Raw genomic sequence first — 20,068 nt, forward strand, 5'->3', positions numbered from 1 at the left:
CGGGCTCTGGCGAATAGCCTGCAATGCTACCCCCTTGCGCTTAGAATCCAGAGAACCTCGAAGGAAGTTGTAAGCATGACCCAGCCGCTGCACGTCATCATTCTCGCCGCCGGCGCCGGCAAGCGCATGAAATCGCTGTTGCCCAAGGTGCTGCAGCCCATCGCCGGACAGCCGATGCTGGCCCATGTGATTGCCACTGCGCGTGAGCTGCAGCCGGCCGGCATTCATGTGGTTTACGGTCACGGTGGTGAAGCAGTGCGCGCGGCCTTCGCCGATCAAACTGATCTGCTGTGGGCCGAGCAGAGCCAGCAGCTGGGCACCGGCCATGCTGTGCAGCAGGCGATGCCGCAGGTTCCGGATACCGCCCAGGTGCTGGTGCTGTATGGCGATGTGCCGCTGATGCGCGCACAGACGTTGAGCGCACTGCTGAACAATGGTCCGCGTCTGGCGGTGCTGGTGGCCGAGTTGGATGACCCCAACGGGTATGGCCGTGTCGTGCGTGATGCCGAGGGCAGGGTCGCCGCCATCGTCGAACAGAAAGATGCCAGCGACGAGCAGAAGCGTATCCGTACGGTGAACACCGGCATCATCACCGCCGAGTCCACCGCACTGCGTCGCTGGCTGTCGGGCCTGTCCAACCGCAACGCGCAGGGCGAGTACTACCTGACCGACGTGTTCGCTTCTGCTGCCAGTGAATACGCGCCGGCCGAGCTGGTGCTGGTTGCCGATGCGCAGGAAGCCGAGGGGGCGAACGATCCCTGGCAGCTGTCGCAGCTGGAGCGTGCCTGGCAGCTGCGTGCCGCCAAGGCGCTGTGCGAGCAGGGCGCGCGCCTGCTGGACCCATCGCGCTTCGACCAGCGCGGCACGGTCAAGGTCGGTCGCGATGTGCAGATCGACGCCAACGTGATTCTCGAAGGCGAGGTGGAGCTGGGTGATGGCGTCAGCATCGGTGCCTTCGTGCGGCTGAAGGACGTCAAGCTCGGCGCCGGCACCGAAGTGCGTCCGCACTGTGATCTGGAAGGTGTGATCAGCGAAGGCGCGGCGCAGATCGGTCCGTTCGCACGACTGCGTCCTGGCACCGTGTTGGCCGATGGCGTGCACATTGGCAACTTCGTGGAAACCAAGAAGACCACGCTGGGCAAGGGCAGCAAGGCCAACCATCTCACCTATCTGGGTGATGCGGTGATCGGCAGCGGCACCAATATCGGTGCCGGCACCATCACCTGCAACTATGACGGCGTGAACAAGTTCCAGACCACGATCGGTGACAAGGTGTTCGTGGGCTCCAACAGCTCGCTGGTGGCGCCGCTGACGCTCGAGGATGGGGCAACGATCGGTGCTGGTTCGGTGATCACCCGCGACGCGCCTGCGGGCCAGTTGACGGTGGCACGCACACGCCAGCAGACAATTGAAGGCTGGACGCGTCCTGTCAAAAAGTCCTGAACCCAGGTTGGCGCAGCGCGACGAGCTTGCGCTGCTGCCATTGATCGAAGCGCAGGCGGGTGTGCGCCTGCGTGGGCATCCGGCTGCTGCGATATTCGCTGCGAGCCCCACCGAGCCGCATTTGTTTGAACAGGCATGGCAGCGCGGAATGCTGTGGGTGGTTGCCTGCGAACAGGAATTGGCCGGTTACCTGATGGCTGGTGTGCTCGGTGAGGATTTCCATATCCAGCAGATGGATGTTGTACCGGCACATGGCCGCAAGGGATTGGGCCGGGCCTTGCTGCGTCATGCGGTGGAACAGGCGAGGACACGTGGTCATCACCGGGTGGCGCTGACTACTTTGAGCGATGTGGCCTGGAATGCACCCTTCTATGCCAGCGAGGGTTTCAGCGAATGGCTGCCGCAGGACTGGAGCGCAGGCATGCGCGAGGTGATGGCGGCGGAGGTAGCGGCAGGTTTTCCAATGGAGCTGCGGTTGGCGATGCAGCGGCAGTTTGGAAAGGCGTAAGTCATCGTTGTGGTAGCGGCTTAGGCTTTAGTCATGCGGCAACAGAATCGCCACGCACAGGCCGCCGTCCTTGCGGTTCTGCAGGGAGATGCGGCCGCCGTGTGCTTCGATGATCTCGCGGGTCAACGCCAATCCCAACCCAGTGCCATTGCGCTTGGTTGAATAGAACGGCATCAATGCGTTCTGCAGCACCGCTTCGTTCATGCCGGTGCCACGATCCAATACTTCGATGCGCAGCCAGTTCGGCAGTCGTGCGATACGCACTTCAACCGAATCATCCGCAGCACCGTTGTCAGCGCCGGCTTCATGCGCGTTCTTCAGCAGGTTCAACAATGCCTGAGAGAACTGCGATTGATCCAAGCGGCTGTACTGCTCGTCCGCCATCGGTTCCATGCGGAAGTTGATCTGCTGCTGCAAGGTATGCAGGAACTGGCTCCAGGCAACCGTCTGCAGCTGCGGCTGCGGCAGTTTGGCGAAGCGTGCGTAACCACGGATGAAGCCTTCCAGGTGACGTGCGCGTTCTTCTACCGTGCCGAAGATATCTTCCAGCCGGTCATGGCGGCCGCGTCGCACCAACTCGGCGCCGGAATGTGCCAGCGAGGCAATCGGTGCCAATGAGTTATTCAGCTCGTGGCTGATGACGCGAATCACCTTCTTCCATGTCTGCACTTCCTGGCGGCGCAGCTCGGCGGTGAGCAGACGCAGCAGCAACAGCTCGTGTGGGCGTCCATTCAAATGGAAGGCGCGACGAGACAGGTGATAGATCTGCTCATCGTCATCATCGTCTTCGGCCGCCTCCGGGTCGCGCACGGCGAACAGGCTGTCGCCGCCACGGGCGATGGCATTGCGCAGTTCGATCGGCATGTTTTCCAGCAGCTCATGCATGCGCTGGCCTTCCAGTTTCCAGCCGCCGTGCAGCAGTTTGCGTGCCGCAGTGTTGGAGAAGGTCACGCGTTGCACGCCATCGCCACCATCAGTAAGCAGCAGCATCGCCACCGGCGTGTTCTGCACCATGGTGTCGAGCAGCAGCTCGCGCTGCACCAGCGATTGCCGCTGCTCGCGCAGCACGTCGCCCAGCTCGGCATGGGCCTGCACCAGCTGCGCGAATTCATCGTGCCCACGCCAATGCACGCCGAAGTTGAACTCGCCATCGCGATAACTGCTGGTGGTGCCGGCCAGCGCCCGCAGCAGTGAGCGGATCGGCGCGGTGGCGCGGCTCAGGGCCCACCACATCGCCGCCAGCAGAAGCACGGTGGACACGCACACAACCACCCAGCCGCGGTCCATCCAGTAGGCCAGGAACCACGGCAAGGCCGCAGCAAGTGCCAGCACCGGCAGCAGGCGCAGGAACAGGGTGAAGGTGAAGGAGCGCGTTTTCACTGATGTGTGCTCACTCGCGCGGGATGCCGTGGCGATCCATGCGGCGGTACAGCGCCTGCCGGCTCAAACCCAGCTCGGCGGCGGCCTGGGCAATGACGCCGCCAGCACGTTCCAAGGCGCTGACTATGTGTTCGCGGTCGGGCTCGTCGGCCGGTGCGGTAGGCCGTGCCGGCGCGCGTGGCAGGTTCAGGTCCGCGACTTCGATGCGCGCGCCTTGGGCGAGCAGGGCGGCGCGTTGGATCACGTTGCGCAGCTCGCGCACATTGCCCGGCCAGTTGTGGCGCTGCAGCGCCTGCAAGGCCGGTGCCGACAGCGGCTTACCATCGGCGAGGAAGTACTGGGCCAGCGGCAGGATGTCCTCGCGGCGCTCGGCCAGCGCCGGCAGGCTCAGCTCGACGGTGTTGAGCCGGTAGTAAAGATCTTCGCGGAAGCTGCCGGCGCGGATCATCGCCGGCAGATCGGCATTGGTGGCACTGACCACACGCACTTTGACCTGTCGTTCGCGGTTGGAGCCCAGCCGCTCGAAGCGGCCGGTTTCCAGTACACGCAGCAGTTTCATCTGCCCGGTCAGTGACAGGTTGCCGATTTCGTCGAGGAACAAGGTGCCGCCATCGGCGGCCTCGAACTTGCCTTCGCGGGCCTTGTTGGCACCGGTATAGGCACCTGCCTCGGTACCGAACAGCTCGGCCTCGATCAGTTCGGACGGGATGGCGCCGCAGTTCAGCGCGACAAACGGGCCTTTCTTGTGCACGGAGTTGGCCTGGATGATCTCGGCGATCTTCTCCTTGCCGGCGCCGTTCGGGCCGGTGATCAGTACCGGCAATTCCGAACGCGCGACCTGGCAGGCGAGGGCGATGATGCGCTCGCTGGAGGGGTCGGCGAATACCAGCCCGCGCAGATCGTAGCGGTCGTGCAGCGCCTGCTGCTGGCGCTGCTCGCGGGCGCGGCGGCGAGCCAGTTCGCGGCGCGCTTCGGCCAGTTCCAGCAGGTTGTTGACCGTGGTCAGCAGACGGCCGTCGTCCCAGGGCTTGGCCAGATAGTCGGAGGCACCGGCTTTGACCAGCTCCACCGCACTGTCCAGGTGCGTCCACGCAGTAAGCAGGATGACGGGCAGGTCCGGGTGCGCCTGGCGGATACGCCGGAACAGATCCTGGCCTTCCTCGCCGGAGGTGGTGTCGGCGGTGAAGTTCATGTCCTGCAGGACCAGATCGAATTCATGCTCGGCCAGCATCGCCAGGCCCTGCTCGGGCGAGGTTGCGTGGCGGGTGTCGATGTCGTGCAGGGAGAACAGCACATCCAGCGCGGTGGCCACGGCGGTGTTGTCGTCGATGATCAGGATCTGTGGCATCAGTTGTCGCAGAAGAAGATTGGGGGACGCAGCGCGGACGCTGAAGTCAGCACATTACACGCTGCGGGTCGCGCTGGCAGGTGGCAGCTGTGCGGCACGCCGGGCAGGTGTCGCGACCGCAGCTTGCCCGAGCAGCAGCATCAAGCCGCCAGCGACCAGCAGATAGGCCCACGGTAACCGTGGCAGCTCGTAATGCTGCATCAACCACTGGTTGATCAGCAACGCCAGCAGCAGACCCATCAGCAAGCCAGCAGCGGTCAGCAACAGATTCTCCGCCAGGAATTGGCGTATCACCTGGCTGCGGGTAGCACCCAGAGCGCGACGAATGCCGATCTGACGGGTGCGTTGTTGGATCCAGTAGCCGCTGAGGCTGGCGATGCCGATCAGGGTGATCGTGGCGACAACAAGATTGACGGTGAGCAAGAGCCATACCGCCGCGCGGCGGTTGCGCATGCCATTGCTGCGCAGCTGTTCGTAGCTGGACACGACCGGGTTGAAGCTAGTGGCCATCTGTCCGGCGTACGTCGTTTGCAGTACGCCGGGTACGGCTTTGATTACCGCATCGCGCTGATCAGTATCGGCGCGCACCACGAAACTCAGCAGTGGCAGGCCGGCCGGGCGTCGCGGCAACAGAATGGCGTACTCTGCCTTGCCGTCGTCCAGCTCGCTGAGCTGGTAGCGCAGCAGGTGGGCGACAACGCCGACAACTACATAGTGACTGCCGCCATCACCGGAGGTGAGTTCCTGCCCGACCGGATTGCCGTCGAACAGGGTTCGGCCCAACGCCTCGGTGATGATGATGGGCGTGCTGGCAGTGTTGGCATCGTCACCGAGCTGCAGGTCGGCGTATTCGTCGGCGAGGAAGTCGCGGCCACGGCTGAGCTGCAGGCCCAGCGTGTCGATCAGCTGCTTGCCGATGAATCCGCTGACCTGCACGGTAGAGCCGTTGGCTGACTTGAGGTCGTAGACCATGGTCAAGGTCTCGCGCATCGGTGCACCGACCACGGCGGTGGCACGCTTCACGCCGGGAATCGCTGCCAATGCATCGGCACCGGCGCTGGCTTGTGCAGCGGTCCAGTTGCCATCCGGGCGCACGATCTGGTCGATGACGATCACTTCCTTGTCGGCGATGCCATCGTCGATCAACAGCGGCCCTGCTTGTTGCGCGAGCAGGAACAAGGTATTGCAGAGGATGGCGCAGGCCACGGTGATCTGCAGCACGATCAACCAGGGCATCAGCGGCTGGCGGCGCATGGAGGAGAGCAGCGGATTCATGCGATAGCCTTGTTCATAGGGTTTTGACCTGCAACGCGGGTTCCTGGCGCGCAGCACGGATGGCTGGCAGCAGACCAACCACCACGCCGGTGACTATCGCCATCAACAGCAGGCCGACAAATAGCGCCGGGCTCAGCTGTGCCAGTGATGAGTAGGCTTCGCCCTGTTGGCGCATCAGCCACAGGCCAGCCAGCGTCAGCGGCAACGCCAGCAATCCACCCAGCAAGCCGGCCAAGGTGGACTCCACCAGGCAGGCGGCGATGATCGAGCGGCGCGGTGCGCCCAGGACACGACGCACACCATGCTCACCGGCACGACGCAGGAAGCGTGCTGCGAGCAGGCCGGCAACATTGACCAGGCACAACACCAGTAAACCAGCTGCAAGCCAGAGATTCAGCCGTACGCTGTCGGGCACCACCCGATTGAAGCGCAGCCATTGCGCCATCGATTGCAGGTGGGTGTTGGGGGCGCGCGCGAAGATGCCTGCGGCTTGCCGATCTGCTGCAAAGCTCTGCAGGCTTTGTGCATAGCTGTCACGCTGCTGCGCATCCTTGAGTTCCGCCCACAACACCAGCCAGCGGCACTGCTGGGTATCGATCTGATCGAAGCGGAAGCCGCCGAAGCCATTGCCATCACAGATGCGGGTGCTGGTGATCTCCGCACCCGAAGCCAGTACTGCTTCTGCGGGCCCGAACAGCTCATCGCCGTCGCCCTCCCAACCGGCATTGTACGAAGGCAGGAAGTGCGGACGTGGGCGGGGCGCCCAGCGTTCGCTGATGCCGATGACGCTGAAGTTGTGCTTGCCCAGGCGGATTTCGGCACCGGTGCCGTCTTCGCGGCCCAGCAGGTGCTGGCTGAGTGCACGGCTGATTATCACCACCGGCGTGCGTGCTGCTTCTTCCTCGGCGCTCCAGAAGCGGCCATGCCGCAGCGGCACGCCGAATACCGGCAGCATCGGCCCGATGGCCAGGCTTGCCGATACATTCTTGCTGAGCGTGTTGTCGGTATTGCCGACCGTCAGTGGCGCGGTCAGCAAGGCCACCTGTGGGACATCCGGGCGCAGCTGACGCATCGCCTGCACGTCGGCCAATTTCCACAGCGGCGGCACCGGCGTGCCATCGCCGTAGCTGTCGCTTTCACCGCTTTTTGCCGCCTGACGCGAGTCGGCCCAGGCCAGATGCAGGTTCTGGCTGATGCCGGGCAGGGGATCGGCCGCCAGCACCGACAACAGGGTCAACATGGTCATCACCGAGGCCAGCCCCAGAGCCAGGGTCAGTACTACCAGAGCCATCGTCCTTGGGTGGCGGATGCAGCCGCGCAGTCCGGTTTCCAGCGTGTAGTTCATGGTGCGGGTCTTGCCGCTGCGCGGTGTGCGTAACTGAGTACCCGCGTTGCCTGCCACTGATCATCGCGCAGACGCCAGATGATGACGAAGTCGGCCAGACCGTCGCAGTGTTCGCCTTTGAGGTCGCAGAACTGGTGTTGGCCGCGTGCGATCGCGCCGAAATCCTTGATCGGAAACACTTCCAGGGTGCCCGGCAGCAGCTGCCGGGTGTAGTTGCCGCAGACATGCTTGCGGGTGTTTGCCAGCATGGCCTCGCGGGTCCAGGTGACACCGCCGTTGTCGTGGTAGAACTCCACCGCCGGGTCGAAGTAGCCCGCATGCTTTTCGAACTGGGCTGGATCGCTGCAGTGGTTGAAGCTGTCGAACATGCCGTGGTCGAGTGCGGCGATGGTGTCGTGCAGGCTGGCATTGTCAGCATCGGCTGCATGCGCTGGGATCACCAGCAGCGAGCACAGCATCAGCAGCAGGGACGGCAACTTGGTTTTCATCGAGGTGACTCCGGCGAACAGTGGAAGAGAATCAGGCGGCACGCGTGGCTACCGCAGGTGGGACGGCCGCTGCGCGTCGCGCGGGGCCGAGCACGGCGAACTGGCCCAGCAACAACAGCAGCAGCGCTGCGATGGGTAGGTAGATCAGCGGCAGGCGCGGCAGCTCGTATTGGCTCATCAGCACCAGGTTCAGCGCATAGGCCAGCACCAGCCCAAGGACGATGCCGGCACTGCTAAGCAGCAGGTTCTCCAGCTGGAAGGAGCGAAGGATGTGTCTGCGGGTAGCACCCAGGGCACGGCGGATGCCGATCTGGCGAGTACGCTGCTGCACCCAGAAGCTGGCAAGCCCGACGATGCCGAACGCGGTTACCGCCAGCAGCGCGATGCTCACCGCCAGCAGCAGCCAGATCACCGAGCGATCGCGGTGATGGAAGTCGTCGCGCATCCGCGACAGCGTGCCCTGTTGCTCGATGATACGGTTGGGGTCGGCCTTGTTGAGTGCCGCGATGGCGGCCTTGAGCACGGCCTCGCGCTGCTCCGGACTGGTGCGCAGCGCGTAGGCGCCGTTGGAGACCCGGATCGGAAACACCATGCTGTTGAAGCGGTTGCCGAACTCCGTGGCCTCGCCCGGAGCCAGCAGGTCCTCGATCACGCCAACCACCTGCGTGGGCTTGCTGCCCCAGACATAGATGTTGCTGTCCAGCGCATTGCCATCCGGAAACAGAAACGTGGCCAGCGACTGACTCAACAGCACGCTGGGTACCAACGGAGCGCCGTCGCCAACAGCGAAGGCGCTGTTCTCAAGATACTCGTCGGGCTTGAAGCCACGGCCTTCGCGCAGCTGCAGGCCGAAGGTCGGCAGCAGTTGGCCGTCGTCCATGTAATTGGATGCATGCACGCTGGGACGGCTCTGGTCTGGCTGCAGGCGTATGCCCGAGCCCCAGACATTGTCGCCATAGGGAATCTGGTTGATGCTGCTGACGGCCTTCACGCCTGGGACTGCAGCAAGTGCGGCCAGATCCTGCTTGCGCAGGGCATCGTAGTTGACGTCGGGCAGCAGGCTGCTGGTGGCCAGGTAGACCAGCTCGTCTTCGGCCACGCCGCTGTGCAGTTGGATCTGTGCGATGCGGTTACTGATGATGAAAACCGCATTGCAGATGATGGCGCAGCTGATCGCGATCTCGAATATGACCAGCAACGCGGCGATCTTGTGCCGGGACAGCATCGACAGGATGGGGCGGATGTCCAAGGGAGTTCTCCGTGGCGAGGCAAGCCGCCGTTGGCTGCTGGATGGATTCAATGCCATCGCGTCATTGGCTCTTGAGCTGCAATGCAGGTGGGATCTGCATTGCCCGCCAGGCTGGCAGCAGCCCCGCAAGCAGGCTCACACCAACGGCCAGAACGAAGGTCATCCACAAGGTGCTGACGTCCATCCGCGCCAACTGTGCGTACTCGTCCGGTTGCTGGCGGATCAGCCACAGGCCGAGCGCCGCAAAACCGAGCCCCAGCAAACCGCCGGCCAGGCCGATGAGGCCGGCTTCGGTCAGGCATTGTTTGAAGATGTCCGTGCGCGAAGCACCCAGCGACCGGCGTATGCCGATCTCGCCACTGCGGCGCAGGAACTTGGCCAGCAGCAGGCTCACCGTGTTGATCAGGCAGACCAACAGGAAGCCGAAGGCCAACCACATCTGCAGGCGCACGTCGTTGGGTACGATGCGGTTGAAGTCCAGCCAGCCCATCACGTCATACAGGCGCACATTGGTGGGGCGCTCGAAGCGGCCACTGGCGCGCTGGCTATCGGAATAGTCAGCCAGGTATTTCAGGTAATCGCGGGCCTTGTCCGACGTGTCCAGCTGCACCCAGTACTGCAGCCAGGCACAGGGCGCGGTCAGGCCGCGGTTGCCTTCGCCATCTTCGCTGCTGCCCCAGCAGTTCATGCTTCCCTGGGTATCCAAGGCCAATGCGCGCGAGGTGGAGAACGGCAGCAGGACCTGTTCGTCGCCGCCATAACGCTGGCTGGTCAGGTCATAGAAGCGCGGCGTCGGCTTCCAGTTGCCAAGCACGCCGACCACCTGGAACACACCTTGCGGCAGGCGCAGTTGCTTGCCGATGGCGTTCTCCGTGCCGTACAGCCGTTGCGCCAGTTTGCGGTCGATGACGGCAACCAAGGCACGGCCATCATCCTCGCCCGCGCTCCAGGCATTGCCAGCGGCCAGTGGCACCTCGAACATCGGGAAGAAGTCAGCCGAGGTATAGCGTGTCATCACCCGGAACGGCTGTGCGGTGTTGCCGGTAGGCAGCACCGTCACCGAGCCGGCCGACATCAGTGCCTGTCGATCGCCGCGCTTCTGCCGTAGCAACTCCTCGGCGTCGTAGCGGGTCATCTGTGCCAGAGGATCCGATTCCAGCGTGGCGTCCTTGCCCAGGCTGCGCGGCTCCAGCTGCGGGTAGAACAGCTGCTGGCTCTTGCCTGGAATTGGATCCCCTGACAGTACGAAGTACAGGCCAAGGGTGGTCATGGTCGCGCCGATGCCGACTGCGATGGTCAGCACCATCAAGGTGGTCAGCACCTTGTTGCGGCCGAAGCCGCGCCACGCCAATTGCAGGTAATAGCCGAACATGTCCCTTCCTTGAGCCGATGGATCAGGTGCTGCGGGTGGCCACCGCCGGTGGAATCGATGCCGCCTTGCGGGCCGGGCCGAACACCGCAATCTGGCCGAGCAGCCACAGCAGCACTGCGCCAACCGGCAGGTACAGCAGCGGCAAGCGTGGCAGCTCGTAGCGGCCCATCAGCCACTGGTTGAGCAGGTAAGCCAGCAGCATGCCGACCACGATGCCGATGCCGGCGAGCAGGAAGTTCTCGGTCTGGAAGTAGCGCAGGATCTGCGCGCGGGTAGCACCCAGGGCACGGCGGATGCCGATCTGCTTGGTGCGCTGCTGCACCCAGAAGCTGGCCAGGCCGATGATGCCCAACGCGGTTACCAGCAACAGCAGACCACTGACGATCAGCAGCAGGCCGATCATGTCGCGGTCATTGGCGAAGTTCTTGGCACGCTTCTCCTCAACGGTCTGCTTGGTCCAGACCAGGCGGTTTGGATCGTTCTTGTCCAGCGTCGCCAATGCCTGCTTCAGCACCTCATCACGGCGTCCCTGCTCGGTGACGCGCAGGATGTAACGGCCGCCGTTCGAGAAATTCATGCGGATCGGGAAGATGATCGAATACGTGCGGTTGTTGTTCTGCATGTTCGGGCGCAGCAGGGTCTGCGCCACGCCCACCACGGTGACCGGTATGTTGGCCATATACAGGGTCTTGCCAACCGCATTGCCGTCCGGGAAGAACTGCTTGGCCATGGCTTCGGTGAGGATAGCTGGCGCTTTCAGCTTGCCTAGGTCTTCCACTTTCTCAAGCACATCACTGCTCTGGTACTCATCGGCATTGAAATCGCGGCCGGCGACCAGCTTGACTCCAAGGGTCTTGAGCGCGTTCTCGCCAACCATGTACTGGGCACCATTGATCGACTGCGCTTCGGGCTCCGCAGTGGCGGCCAACGATGTGTTCCAGGAGCCGCCCTGGAACGGCAGCTGGTTGACGATGGCCACGCTCTCGACGCCGGGAATGCCACGCAGCGAGGCGATGTCCTCGGCGGTGCGGGCGTCGGCATCGACCTGTTCACCGATGCCACTCAGGCCGATCTCGATCAGGTGGTTGTCATCGATGCCGCTGGCCAGCTGCATGGCGTCGATGCGCTGCGACACGATGAACAGCGCGTTGCAGATGATGGCGCAGCTCAGCGCGATCTCCAGCACGATCAGCGCGGCGGCTGTCTTGTGCCGCGACAGCGTGGAGAGGATGGGACGGATTTCCATGAGGTGTCTCCGGGGAGGCGTGACGCTGGGAATGGGTTTTTGTTGGAAGGGGCGAGGGCGACCGCAACTGCCGAAGCACCCCTTTCCGGCCCTCCCCTGCGCTTTGCGCAAGGGAAGAGGTATTCGCGTTACTGGCTCTTGAGTTGCAGTGCTGGAGCTACCTGCATGGCGCGCCAGGCGGGCAGGATGCCGGCGAGCATGCTGGCGAACACTGCCAGCGCGAAGGTGATCAGCAGCATTGAGCCGTCCAGGTGAGCCAGCGAGGCGTACTCGGCCGGGCGCTGACGCACCGCCCACAAGCCGAACAGTGCAAACACCAAGCCGAGCAGGCCACCGGCCAAACCAATCGTGCCGGCCTCGATCAGGCACTGTTTGAAGATTTCGGCGCGGCTGGCGCCCAATGCACGGCGCACGCCGATCTCGCCGCTGCGACGCAGGAACTTGGCCAGCAGCAGGCCAACGGTATTGACCAGGCAGACCAGCAGGAAGCCGAAGGCCAGCCACATCTGCAGGCGCACGTCGCCCGGCACTGCATTGCGGTATTCCATCAGGTCCATCACATCACGCAGGCGGGTGTTGGCCGGGCGCTCGAAGCGGCCAGCAGCGCGCTGCTGTTCGGAGTAGTTGTCCAGGTAGGCCTTGAAGTCCTTGGCATCACCAGGCGAGTTCAGCTCGACCCAGTACTGGATCCACGAGCACGGCACGTTCACTGCGGTGGCGTCATTGACCAGCTCGCGGCCGAAGCAGTTCATGCTGCCATTGCGGCCCAGCTTGAGCTCCAGTGCGGTGCTGAAGGGCAGGTAGACATCTTCCTCGGAGTCGAACTTGCCCGAGTACAGGTCGTAGAACTTTGGGGCGGGCTTCCATTCCTTGAGTACGCCGACGATGCGCATGGCATTGCCTTCGACCAGCACTTCCTTGCCGACGCTGTTCTCGCCCTTGAACAGCTTGTCATTGAGGGTATCGCTGATCACCGCGACGCGGCTGCGGCCCTGGTCCTCATCGCCACTCCAGCCCTGGCCGAACGCAAACGGCGTATCGAACATCGGGAAGAAGTCGGCCGAGGTGTAGCGCATGCTGATGCTGAAGGGCTTGAGTGCGTCGATGCGCGGGTCGACGATGCCGCTACCGCCGGTCATCATCGCCTGACGCGGCGCCTTCTTCTGCCGCAGCAGTTCTTCGGAGTCAAATCGCGTCATCTGCATTTCGGGCTCTTCGCCCGGCTTGTAGCCTTCCTTGGTGTAGGGATCCAACTGCACATAGAACAGACGATCACTCTTGTGCGGGATCGGGTCGCCGGACAGCACCTTGAACACGGTCAAGGTGGTCATCGCCGCGCCGATGCCTAGCGCGATGGCCAGCACCATCAGCGCGGTCAGGATCTTGTTGCGGCCGAAGCTGCGCAGCGCAAGTTTGAAGTAGTAACTGAACATGGACGATCCTTGGCAGCTCAGGCGCTGCGGGTGGCGACGATGGGCGGGATGGAAGCAGCGCGCAGGGCAGGGCCGATGACGGCGGCCTGGCCCAACAAGCACAGCAGTACGGCACCCAGCGGCAGGTAGTACAGCGGCAGCCGGGGAATCTCGAAGTAATGCATCAACAACTGGTTGCCGGTGTAGGCCAGCAGCATGCCGAGCACGATGCCGGCGCTGGTCAGCAACAGGTTCTCGGTCTGGAAGTAGCTGATGATCTGGCGCCGGGTCGCACCCAGGGCACGGCGCACGCCGATCTGTTTGGTACGTTGCTGTACCCAGAAGCTGGCCAGGCCGATGATGCCGAGCGCGGTGACCAGCAGCATCACCAGGCAGATGCCCAGCAGCAGGCGCGTCATGCTGCGGTCCTGCTGGAAGTAGACCTCGCGCAGTTGCTGCAGCGTCTTGCTGTAGTCGGCGGAGATGATTGCCTCCGGCGTGACTTTCGGGGCGGCGGCGACGGCGTCGCTGACGATACGTTGCAGGTCACGCGGGTTGGCGCGGATTACATAGGTGCCGGCCTGCGCATCGGTGGTTACCGGTACGATCACCGACCACTCCATGCCGGCGAGGCCGTTCTCGCTGCGGCCCGGGTCCGGGCGCGAGAAATGCGCCAGTACGCCGGCCACGGTGAGCTGGTAGTCGCCCATCCACAGCTGCTTGCCCAGCGGATCCTGGCCGGGCCACAGATGCCTGGCAAAGGCCTGGGTGATCCATACCTGGGCGTGCGCGGGCAGGAAATTCTCCACCGGCTGGTAGTCGGCGTCGCTGAACATGCGGCCCTGCACCGGCTTCAACTGCAAGGCATCGATGGCGCCCGCGTCCATCGTGTAGAAATGCGGCACGCCGCCATGGTGCTTGCCTTCCTGATCCAGCGAGACACCGGCAGTGCCGGCGCGCTGGCCGAACGGCACGGCGTTGAGCACGCCCACCGCCTGCACGCCGGCCTGGCCGCGCAGCTGTTGCAGCCAACGGCTGTTGATGTCCACCTCGCTGCAGGATTCACAGTCGAGCAAGCTCAGCGTTGCGATGGATGCTTCGTCGACGCCGCTGTTCATGCCGATCAGCTCCATCCGCGAGGCGGCCAGGAACAAGGCATTGCACAGCACCGCGCAGGCCAGTGCGATTTCCAGCACGATCAGGCTGGCGGCGATGCGATGCCGCGACAGTGTGCTGATGATGGGTTTGATGTCCAGGGTCATCGCTTACAGCGCCTTGATCTGCAGGGCCGGATCGATGCGGGCGGCGCGCAGCGCCGGCAGCAGTCCAGCAAGAACGGTGGTCGTTACCGCGGTGGCGAAGGTGAGGCCAAGCATGCTCATGTCCAGCTGCACCATGTCGGCATAGGCCAATGGCTGCTGGCGGATGCTCCACAAACCGACCAGGGTGAACAGCAGTCCCAGCACGGCGCCGCCAACACCAATCAGGGCTGCTTCGATCAGGCACTGCTGGAACACCATTGTGCGGGTAGCACCGAGTGCACGCAGCACGCCGATTTCGCCGGTGCGACGCAGGAATTTGGCCAGCAGCAGGCCGATGGTGTTGAACAGGCAGATAACCAGGAAGGCAATGGCCATCCATGCCTGCAGCTTCACATCGCGTGGCACCACGCCGTTGTAGTCCATCCACTCCATCAGGCTGCGCAGGCGCACCAGCTCTGGCTGGCTGATGCGGCCCAGCTGCTGTTGCTGCTGCACATAGGCCTGCAGGTGCTGCTGGTAGGCGGCAACTTTTGCGGCGTTGTCCAGCTGCACCCACAACTGCAGCCAGACGCAATCGGTGTTTTCCAGGTGGCCCGGCTTCTCCGGCAGCGTGTTGCAGGTGAACTGCTGGAAGTTGCCGGCGTTGATCTGCAGGCCGGTGAAGAACGGCACCATCACGTCTTCGACCGGCCGGTAATAGTCGGCCGTATCGCCCTGCGCAAAGCGGCCGCCGGCCACGGTGTAGAACAGCGGCGACGGACGCCACGGCTTGAGCACGCCGATGATGCGTACTTCGCTGTCGCGGATGCGCAGCATCTTGCCGGTGCTGTCCTTGCCGTCGAACAGACGCTGGTTCAGTTCCGAAGAGATCACCGCCACGCGGGCGCGGCGCTGATCATCCTCGGCCGACCAGCCGGCACCATAGGCCATTGGTGCCTGGAACATCGGGAAGAAATCGGAGGTGGTGGACAGCAACGTCGTCATCATCGCCGGCACTTGGCTACCGGGAGCGGATAACTTGACGGGGCTGTCCACCACCAAAACCTTGCGGTCGGCCGGACCATCACGCCACAGGTCCGTTGCCGAGGTGTAGTCGAGCATGTCCAACGGTTCGCTGCGGGCCCGCTCTCCACGCGGCGATGCGTCCAGCTGCGGGTAATAGACCTGCGCACTGCGCCCGGGCAGGGGATCGCCCGAGAGCAGATGCTTTACCGTCAGCGTGGTCATCGACGCGCCAATGCCCATCGCAATCGACAGCACCATCAGTGCGGTCAGCACGGGGGTGCGGCGCAGGCTGCGCAGGCCTTGGCGGAGGTGGTAGGCGAACAGCGACATGATCGTTGGCTCAGCCCTGGTTGTCGGCGACAGCGGCGATGCGTGCGGCGTGTGCCAGCACCGGCTCGCGGATCAGGTCGGTGGCCTGGCCGTCGACGATGTGCACGTTGCGCTGGGCGCGTGCAGCCAGTTCCGGATCATGGGTCACCATGACGATGGTGGTGCCCTGGCTGTTGATCTCTTCCAGCAGCTCCATCACGCCACGTGCCATCTGCGTATCGAGGTTACCGGTCGGTTCGTCGGCCAGCAGCAGACGCGGGCTACCCGCGAGGGCGCGGGCGATAGCAGCGCGCTGCTGCTGACCGCCGGACAGCTCGGCCGGGTAGTGCTTCATGCGCGAACCCAGACCGACATCGCTCAAGGCCTTTTCGATGCGCTGCTTGCGCTCAGCCGAGGGCATGCCGCGGTAGCGCAGCGGTACATCGACGTTGTCGAACAGGTTGAGGTCGGGGATCAGGTTGAAGCCCTGGAAGATGAAGCCGATCTTCTGGTTGCGCAGGCGCGAGCGGGCGTCATCGCCGAGGTGGCTGACGTCCTGGCCATCGAGCAGGTACTGGCCGCTGGTGAAGGTTTCCAGCAGGCCGGCAATGTTGAGGAAGGTGGTCTTGCCCGAACCCGACGGGCCGGTGACCGCGACAAACTCGCCTTCGCGCACATGCAGGTCCAGCGAACGCAGCGCATGGGTTTCGACCTGCTCGGTACGGAAGACCTTGGAGACGGATTGCATATGAAGCATGGGTATTCCTTTCAGCGACGGGGAATGTGGAAGGTGGAGCGGGAGCGGAGTGCCGGGACTGCGTTTGAATGGGTGTAGCCAGGTCCGGTGATGGGGGCGGGAATTCGAGGGTGGCAGCGTGGGCGGCAGGGTTCACGACAACCCGGACGCCTGCAGCTGTTTCCCGTCACGATTCCCGGATCCCCATTCCCGGCCCCTATCAATTGATCGATACGCGCTCGATATCACCGAACAGGTCGGCACCGGAGACAACGATCTTTTCGCCAGGCTGCAGGCCGGAGACGATCTCGACTTCGCCAAGGCTGCTGACGCCGGTCTGGATCGGACGACGCACCGCGGTACCGCCGCTGACGACATAGGCATAGCGACCACCGGACTGCTCGACGAACGGGCCACGCTCAACCTTGAGCACGTTGTTGCGGGTGTCCAGCAGGATGCGTGCGCTCATGCGCTGGCTCTGGCGCAGGCCCGGCGGCTGCTTGTCGGAGAAGCGCAGGCGGGCGACGACTTCGCCGTTGACCACTTCCGGCGACACCGCGGCGATTTCGCCCGGGAACGGCTGGCCGGAACCGCTGGTCAGCTGTGCAGGCATGCCGATGGCCAGGTCACGGGCGAAGCTTTCCGGCACCTTGATCTCGATCTCGAAGCGCGACAGATCGACCACGCCGAGGATCGGTGCGTTGGTGGCGACCTGGGTGTGTTGGGTGGCCTGTACCTGGCCGACCTGGCCATCGAACGGTGCGCGCAGGGTCAGTGCATCGACCTGACGCTTCACTTCAGCCACCACGGCTTCCTGACGATCCGCCATCAAGCGCTTGTTGCGCGCGTCCAGGCTCGCCCCCTGGCTCTGCAGGCTGGCGTCCTGCTGGGCGTGCTGCAGTTCGATCTGGGCCTTCTTCAGTTCGTCCTGGGCCTTGGCCAGGTCGACCTGCGGCACCGCACCACCATCAAAGCCGCGCTGATAGCGTTGCAGGTCGCGCTCGGCAGCGGTGCGTACCAGTCCAGCCTGGTCGGACAGTTTCGCCCCGGTGGCGCGGGCCAAGGTGGCATCCAGTGCGGCGCGGCTGGCTTCGGCCTCCAGGCCGGCCAGCGTCGCCTGTTCCTGTGCCAGCTTGCTGCGCAGTTCCGGGCTGTCGATCACCGCCAGCTCCTGGCCCTGTTTGACCACGTCACCGGCGACCACCTTCAGGGTCACGGTGCCGGCGGAGATGGCGTACAGCACGGGGCTGTTGGCGGCGATGACGCGGCCGTCGGCAGCGATGTCGCGGACCAGGTCGCCGCGCTTGACCTCGGCAATGCGCAGGCGGTCACCGTCGAAGGAGCGGCTGGCGCCCAGCCAGTTGCTGACGACGTAACCGATGCCTGCCACCACCACCGCGGTGATCACTGCAGGCCACATGTAACGCCGCCACACGGGTTGCGGGCGCTGGGTACTTACCTGGTCCTGGGCGGAGGTGTCGCGGATCATCGTCGGCTTCGCTGCTGGGTTTGTTATCCATTAAGCAGGTCGCGTGCCAACTCCAAGTGATTGAATTTGTTTGAAAAACATTCATCGTTGTGAGTGTCCGGGTGTCCGCGGACGCTCGTGCGGACAGTGTCCGCCGGTCGATGTCCCGGCATGTCCGCTGGTTGTCTGATCCAGCTGGCTTAGAATGTCCGTTCGTAATCACCAATGGATAGGCTATGTGCGGCATTGTGGGAGCGATCGCGGATCGCGATGTGGTTCCGGTACTGATTGAAGGACTCAAGCGGCTGGAATACCGCGGCTACGATTCTTCTGGAATAGCTGTGCTCGATGCCGAGCACATCCGCCGCGTGCGTCGCACCGGTCGTGTTGCCGAAATGGAAGGCGCAGCCATTGCCGAGCAGTTCCATTCGGCCATGGGCATCGGCCATACCCGCTGGGCTACCCATGGTGGCGTCACCGAGTCCAATGCCCATCCGCATATCAGCCAGGGTGTGGCGCTGGTGCATAACGGCATCATCGAGAATCACGAGGAGCAGCGTGAGAAGCTGCTGGCGCTGGGTTACGTGTTCGAGTCACAGACCGATACCGAAGTCATCGCCCACCTGATCCACCATCACCTCAAGGCCGATCAACACGACCTTCTCAGCGCCCTGCAGCGCACGGTCAAGGAATTGACCGGTGCCTACGCGCTGGCGGTGATCAGTGAGAACGAGCCCGAGCGCATGGTGGTGGCACGCATGGGCTGCCCGCTGCTGATCGGCCTTGGCGATGGCGAGAATTTCGTTGCCTCCGACGTATCGGCCATCCTGCAGGCCACCCGTCGGGTGATGTTCCTGGAAGAGGGCGATACCGCTGAGCTGACCCGCCAGGGCGTGCGTGTATTCGATGCCAACAATGCACCGGCGCAGCGCGAACAGCGTATGTCGGATGTATCGCTGGCCTCGTTGGAGCTGGGCCCGTACCGCCACTTCATGCAGAAGGAAATCCACGAGCAGCCGCGCGCGCTGGCGGACACCGTCGAGGCAGCGATTGATGCCGGTGGTTTCCCGGCAAGCCTGTTCGGGCAGAATGCCGAAGCGGTGTTCAAGGACATCGAAGGCGTGCAGATCCTGGCCTGCGGCACCAGCTACTACGCTGGCCTGACCGCGCGCTACTGGATCGAAGCCATCTCCGGCCTGCCGTGCAGCGTGGAAATCGCCAGCGAATACCGCTACCGCGCCGCCTACGCCAATCCCAAGCACCTGATCGTCACCATCTCCCAGTCCGGCGAAACCCTGGACACGATGGAAGCGCTCAAGTACGCCAAGTCGCTGGGCCACACGCACACGCTGTCGATCTGCAACGTGCCGGAAAGCGCCATCCCGCGTGCCAGCGAGCTGGTCTGCTACACCCGTGCCGGTGCCGAAATCGGCGTGGCCTCGACCAAGGCCTTCACCACTCAGCTGGCCGCGCTGTTCCAGCTGACCGTGGTGCTGGGCAAGCTGCACGGCAAGGTCGATGCCGCGCAGGAAGCGGACTACCTGGAGCAGCTGCGCCATCTGCCGGGTAGCGTGCAGCACGCCTTGAACCTGGAGCCGCAGATTGCGACCTGGGCTGAGCGTTTTGCCGGCAAGTCGAACGCGCTGTTCCTCGGCCGTGGCCTGCATTACCCGATCGCGCTGGAAGGCGCGCTCAAGCTCAAGGAAATCTCCTATATCCACGCCGAGGCCTACCCGGCCGGCGAGCTCAAGCACGGCCCGCTGGCGCTGGTGGATGCGGAAATGCCGGTAGTGGTGATCGCCCCCAATGACAGCCTGTTGGAGAAGGTGAAGTCCAACATGCAGGAAGTGCGTGCGCGCGGCGGTGAGCTGTTCGTGTTCACCGACCAGGACAGCAACTTCAATGCCTCCGAGGGCGTGCATGTGATCCGCACCCCGCGCCATGCCGGCGTGCTCAGTGCCATCGTCCACACCATCCCGGTGCAGATGCTGGCCTACCACACCGCCCTGGCACGCGGCACCGACGTGGACAAGCCGCGCAACCTGGCCAAGAGCGTTACCGTGGAGTAACCCAGGTGTCACAGGAGCGTAACCGGGCCTACGGATAATCATCCCCAGCAGCCCGGTCCTCTCTCCCCCGACGTTGCTCGAAGCCCGGCCCAGCGCCGGGCTTTTGCTTTGTGGGATGTCCGGGAGGCCCTTACAGACGGTGCCGGGGTTTTG

The 20,068-nt window shown here is 63.9% G+C and carries 16 protein-coding genes; 3 read left to right on the forward strand and 13 right to left on the reverse strand.

The features are described 5' to 3' along the window. Positions 1-75: 75 nt before the first annotated feature. Both glmU and ACVOK8_RS01890 read left to right on the forward strand, forming a co-directional pair. Positions 76-1,443 carry a bifunctional UDP-N-acetylglucosamine diphosphorylase/glucosamine-1-phosphate N-acetyltransferase GlmU gene (gene glmU, locus ACVOK8_RS01885; protein WP_481565314.1) on the forward strand — a complete coding sequence of 456 codons (1,368 nt, stop codon included), beginning with the start codon at positions 76-78 and terminating at the stop codon, positions 1,441-1,443. Positions 1,444-1,450: 7 nt separating this feature from the next. Continuing rightward, entirely contained in the window at positions 1,451-1,951 is a 501-nt protein-coding gene (locus ACVOK8_RS01890) for a GNAT family N-acetyltransferase (protein ID WP_481565315.1), read from the forward strand. 27 nt (positions 1,952-1,978) lie between these two features. On the opposite strand, the gene ACVOK8_RS01895 is transcribed toward ACVOK8_RS01890, so the two are convergent. The 13 genes from ACVOK8_RS01895 to ACVOK8_RS01955 form a co-directional block, all read right to left on the reverse strand. Continuing rightward, the gene (locus tag ACVOK8_RS01895; protein ID WP_481565316.1) at positions 1,979-3,331 is read right to left on the reverse strand and encodes a sensor histidine kinase; all 1,353 of its coding nucleotides are present in this window, start codon (positions 3,329-3,331) and stop codon (positions 1,979-1,981) included. Positions 3,332-3,341: 10 nt separating this feature from the next. Further along, a complete protein-coding gene (locus ACVOK8_RS01900; RefSeq protein ID WP_481565317.1) occupies positions 3,342-4,679 on the reverse strand; it encodes a sigma-54-dependent transcriptional regulator in 1,338 nt (445 codons plus the stop codon). Between the two features lie 54 nt (positions 4,680-4,733). Further along, positions 4,734-5,954, reverse strand: coding sequence for an ABC transporter permease (locus ACVOK8_RS01905; protein ID WP_481565318.1), 1,221 nt, complete (start codon positions 5,952-5,954; stop codon positions 4,734-4,736). Between the two features lie 13 nt (positions 5,955-5,967). Further along, positions 5,968-7,299 (reverse strand): ABC transporter permease, encoded by a 1,332-nt coding sequence (locus tag ACVOK8_RS01910; RefSeq protein WP_481565319.1) that lies wholly within the window; start codon positions 7,297-7,299, stop codon positions 5,968-5,970. Beyond that, a complete protein-coding gene (locus tag ACVOK8_RS01915; protein ID WP_481565320.1) occupies positions 7,296-7,787 on the reverse strand; it encodes a nuclear transport factor 2 family protein in 492 nt (163 codons plus the stop codon). The genes ACVOK8_RS01910 and ACVOK8_RS01915 overlap by 4 nt, the downstream gene beginning before the upstream one ends. Before the next feature lie 31 nt (positions 7,788-7,818). Further along, positions 7,819-9,036, reverse strand: coding sequence for an ABC transporter permease (locus tag ACVOK8_RS01920; protein ID WP_481565321.1), 1,218 nt, complete (start codon positions 9,034-9,036; stop codon positions 7,819-7,821). 61 nt (positions 9,037-9,097) lie between these two features. Beyond that, positions 9,098-10,408: an ABC transporter permease gene (locus tag ACVOK8_RS01925; protein ID WP_481565322.1), complete on the reverse strand. Its 1,311-nt coding sequence runs from the start codon at positions 10,406-10,408 to the stop codon at positions 9,098-9,100. A 22-nt stretch (positions 10,409-10,430) separates the two neighbouring features. Continuing rightward, positions 10,431-11,654 (reverse strand): ABC transporter permease, encoded by a 1,224-nt coding sequence (locus ACVOK8_RS01930; RefSeq protein ID WP_296247626.1) that lies wholly within the window; start codon positions 11,652-11,654, stop codon positions 10,431-10,433. Between the two features lie 128 nt (positions 11,655-11,782). Next, positions 11,783-13,087 carry an ABC transporter permease gene (locus ACVOK8_RS01935; protein WP_481565323.1) on the reverse strand — a complete coding sequence of 435 codons (1,305 nt, stop codon included), beginning with the start codon at positions 13,085-13,087 and terminating at the stop codon, positions 11,783-11,785. 17 nt (positions 13,088-13,104) lie between these two features. Continuing rightward, complete coding sequence (locus ACVOK8_RS01940) at positions 13,105-14,328, reverse strand: ABC transporter permease (RefSeq protein WP_481565324.1); 1,224 nt, start codon at positions 14,326-14,328, stop codon at positions 13,105-13,107. Between the two features lie 3 nt (positions 14,329-14,331). Next, positions 14,332-15,663, reverse strand: coding sequence for an ABC transporter permease (locus tag ACVOK8_RS01945; protein WP_481565326.1), 1,332 nt, complete (start codon positions 15,661-15,663; stop codon positions 14,332-14,334). A gap of 10 nt (positions 15,664-15,673) precedes the next feature. Next, positions 15,674-16,399 (reverse strand): ABC transporter ATP-binding protein, encoded by a 726-nt coding sequence (locus ACVOK8_RS01950; protein WP_296247631.1) that lies wholly within the window; start codon positions 16,397-16,399, stop codon positions 15,674-15,676. A gap of 199 nt (positions 16,400-16,598) precedes the next feature. Then, positions 16,599-17,867: an efflux RND transporter periplasmic adaptor subunit gene (locus ACVOK8_RS01955; protein ID WP_481565327.1), complete on the reverse strand. Its 1,269-nt coding sequence runs from the start codon at positions 17,865-17,867 to the stop codon at positions 16,599-16,601. A 215-nt stretch (positions 17,868-18,082) separates the two neighbouring features. On the opposite strand from ACVOK8_RS01955, the gene glmS reads away from it, so the two are divergent. Continuing rightward, positions 18,083-19,915 (forward strand): glutamine--fructose-6-phosphate transaminase (isomerizing), encoded by a 1,833-nt coding sequence (glmS, locus tag ACVOK8_RS01960; protein WP_481565328.1) that lies wholly within the window; start codon positions 18,083-18,085, stop codon positions 19,913-19,915. Positions 19,916-20,068: the final 153 nt, after the last annotated feature.

It is taken from the genome of Stenotrophomonas sp. STEN083 (genome assembly GCF_056759195.1).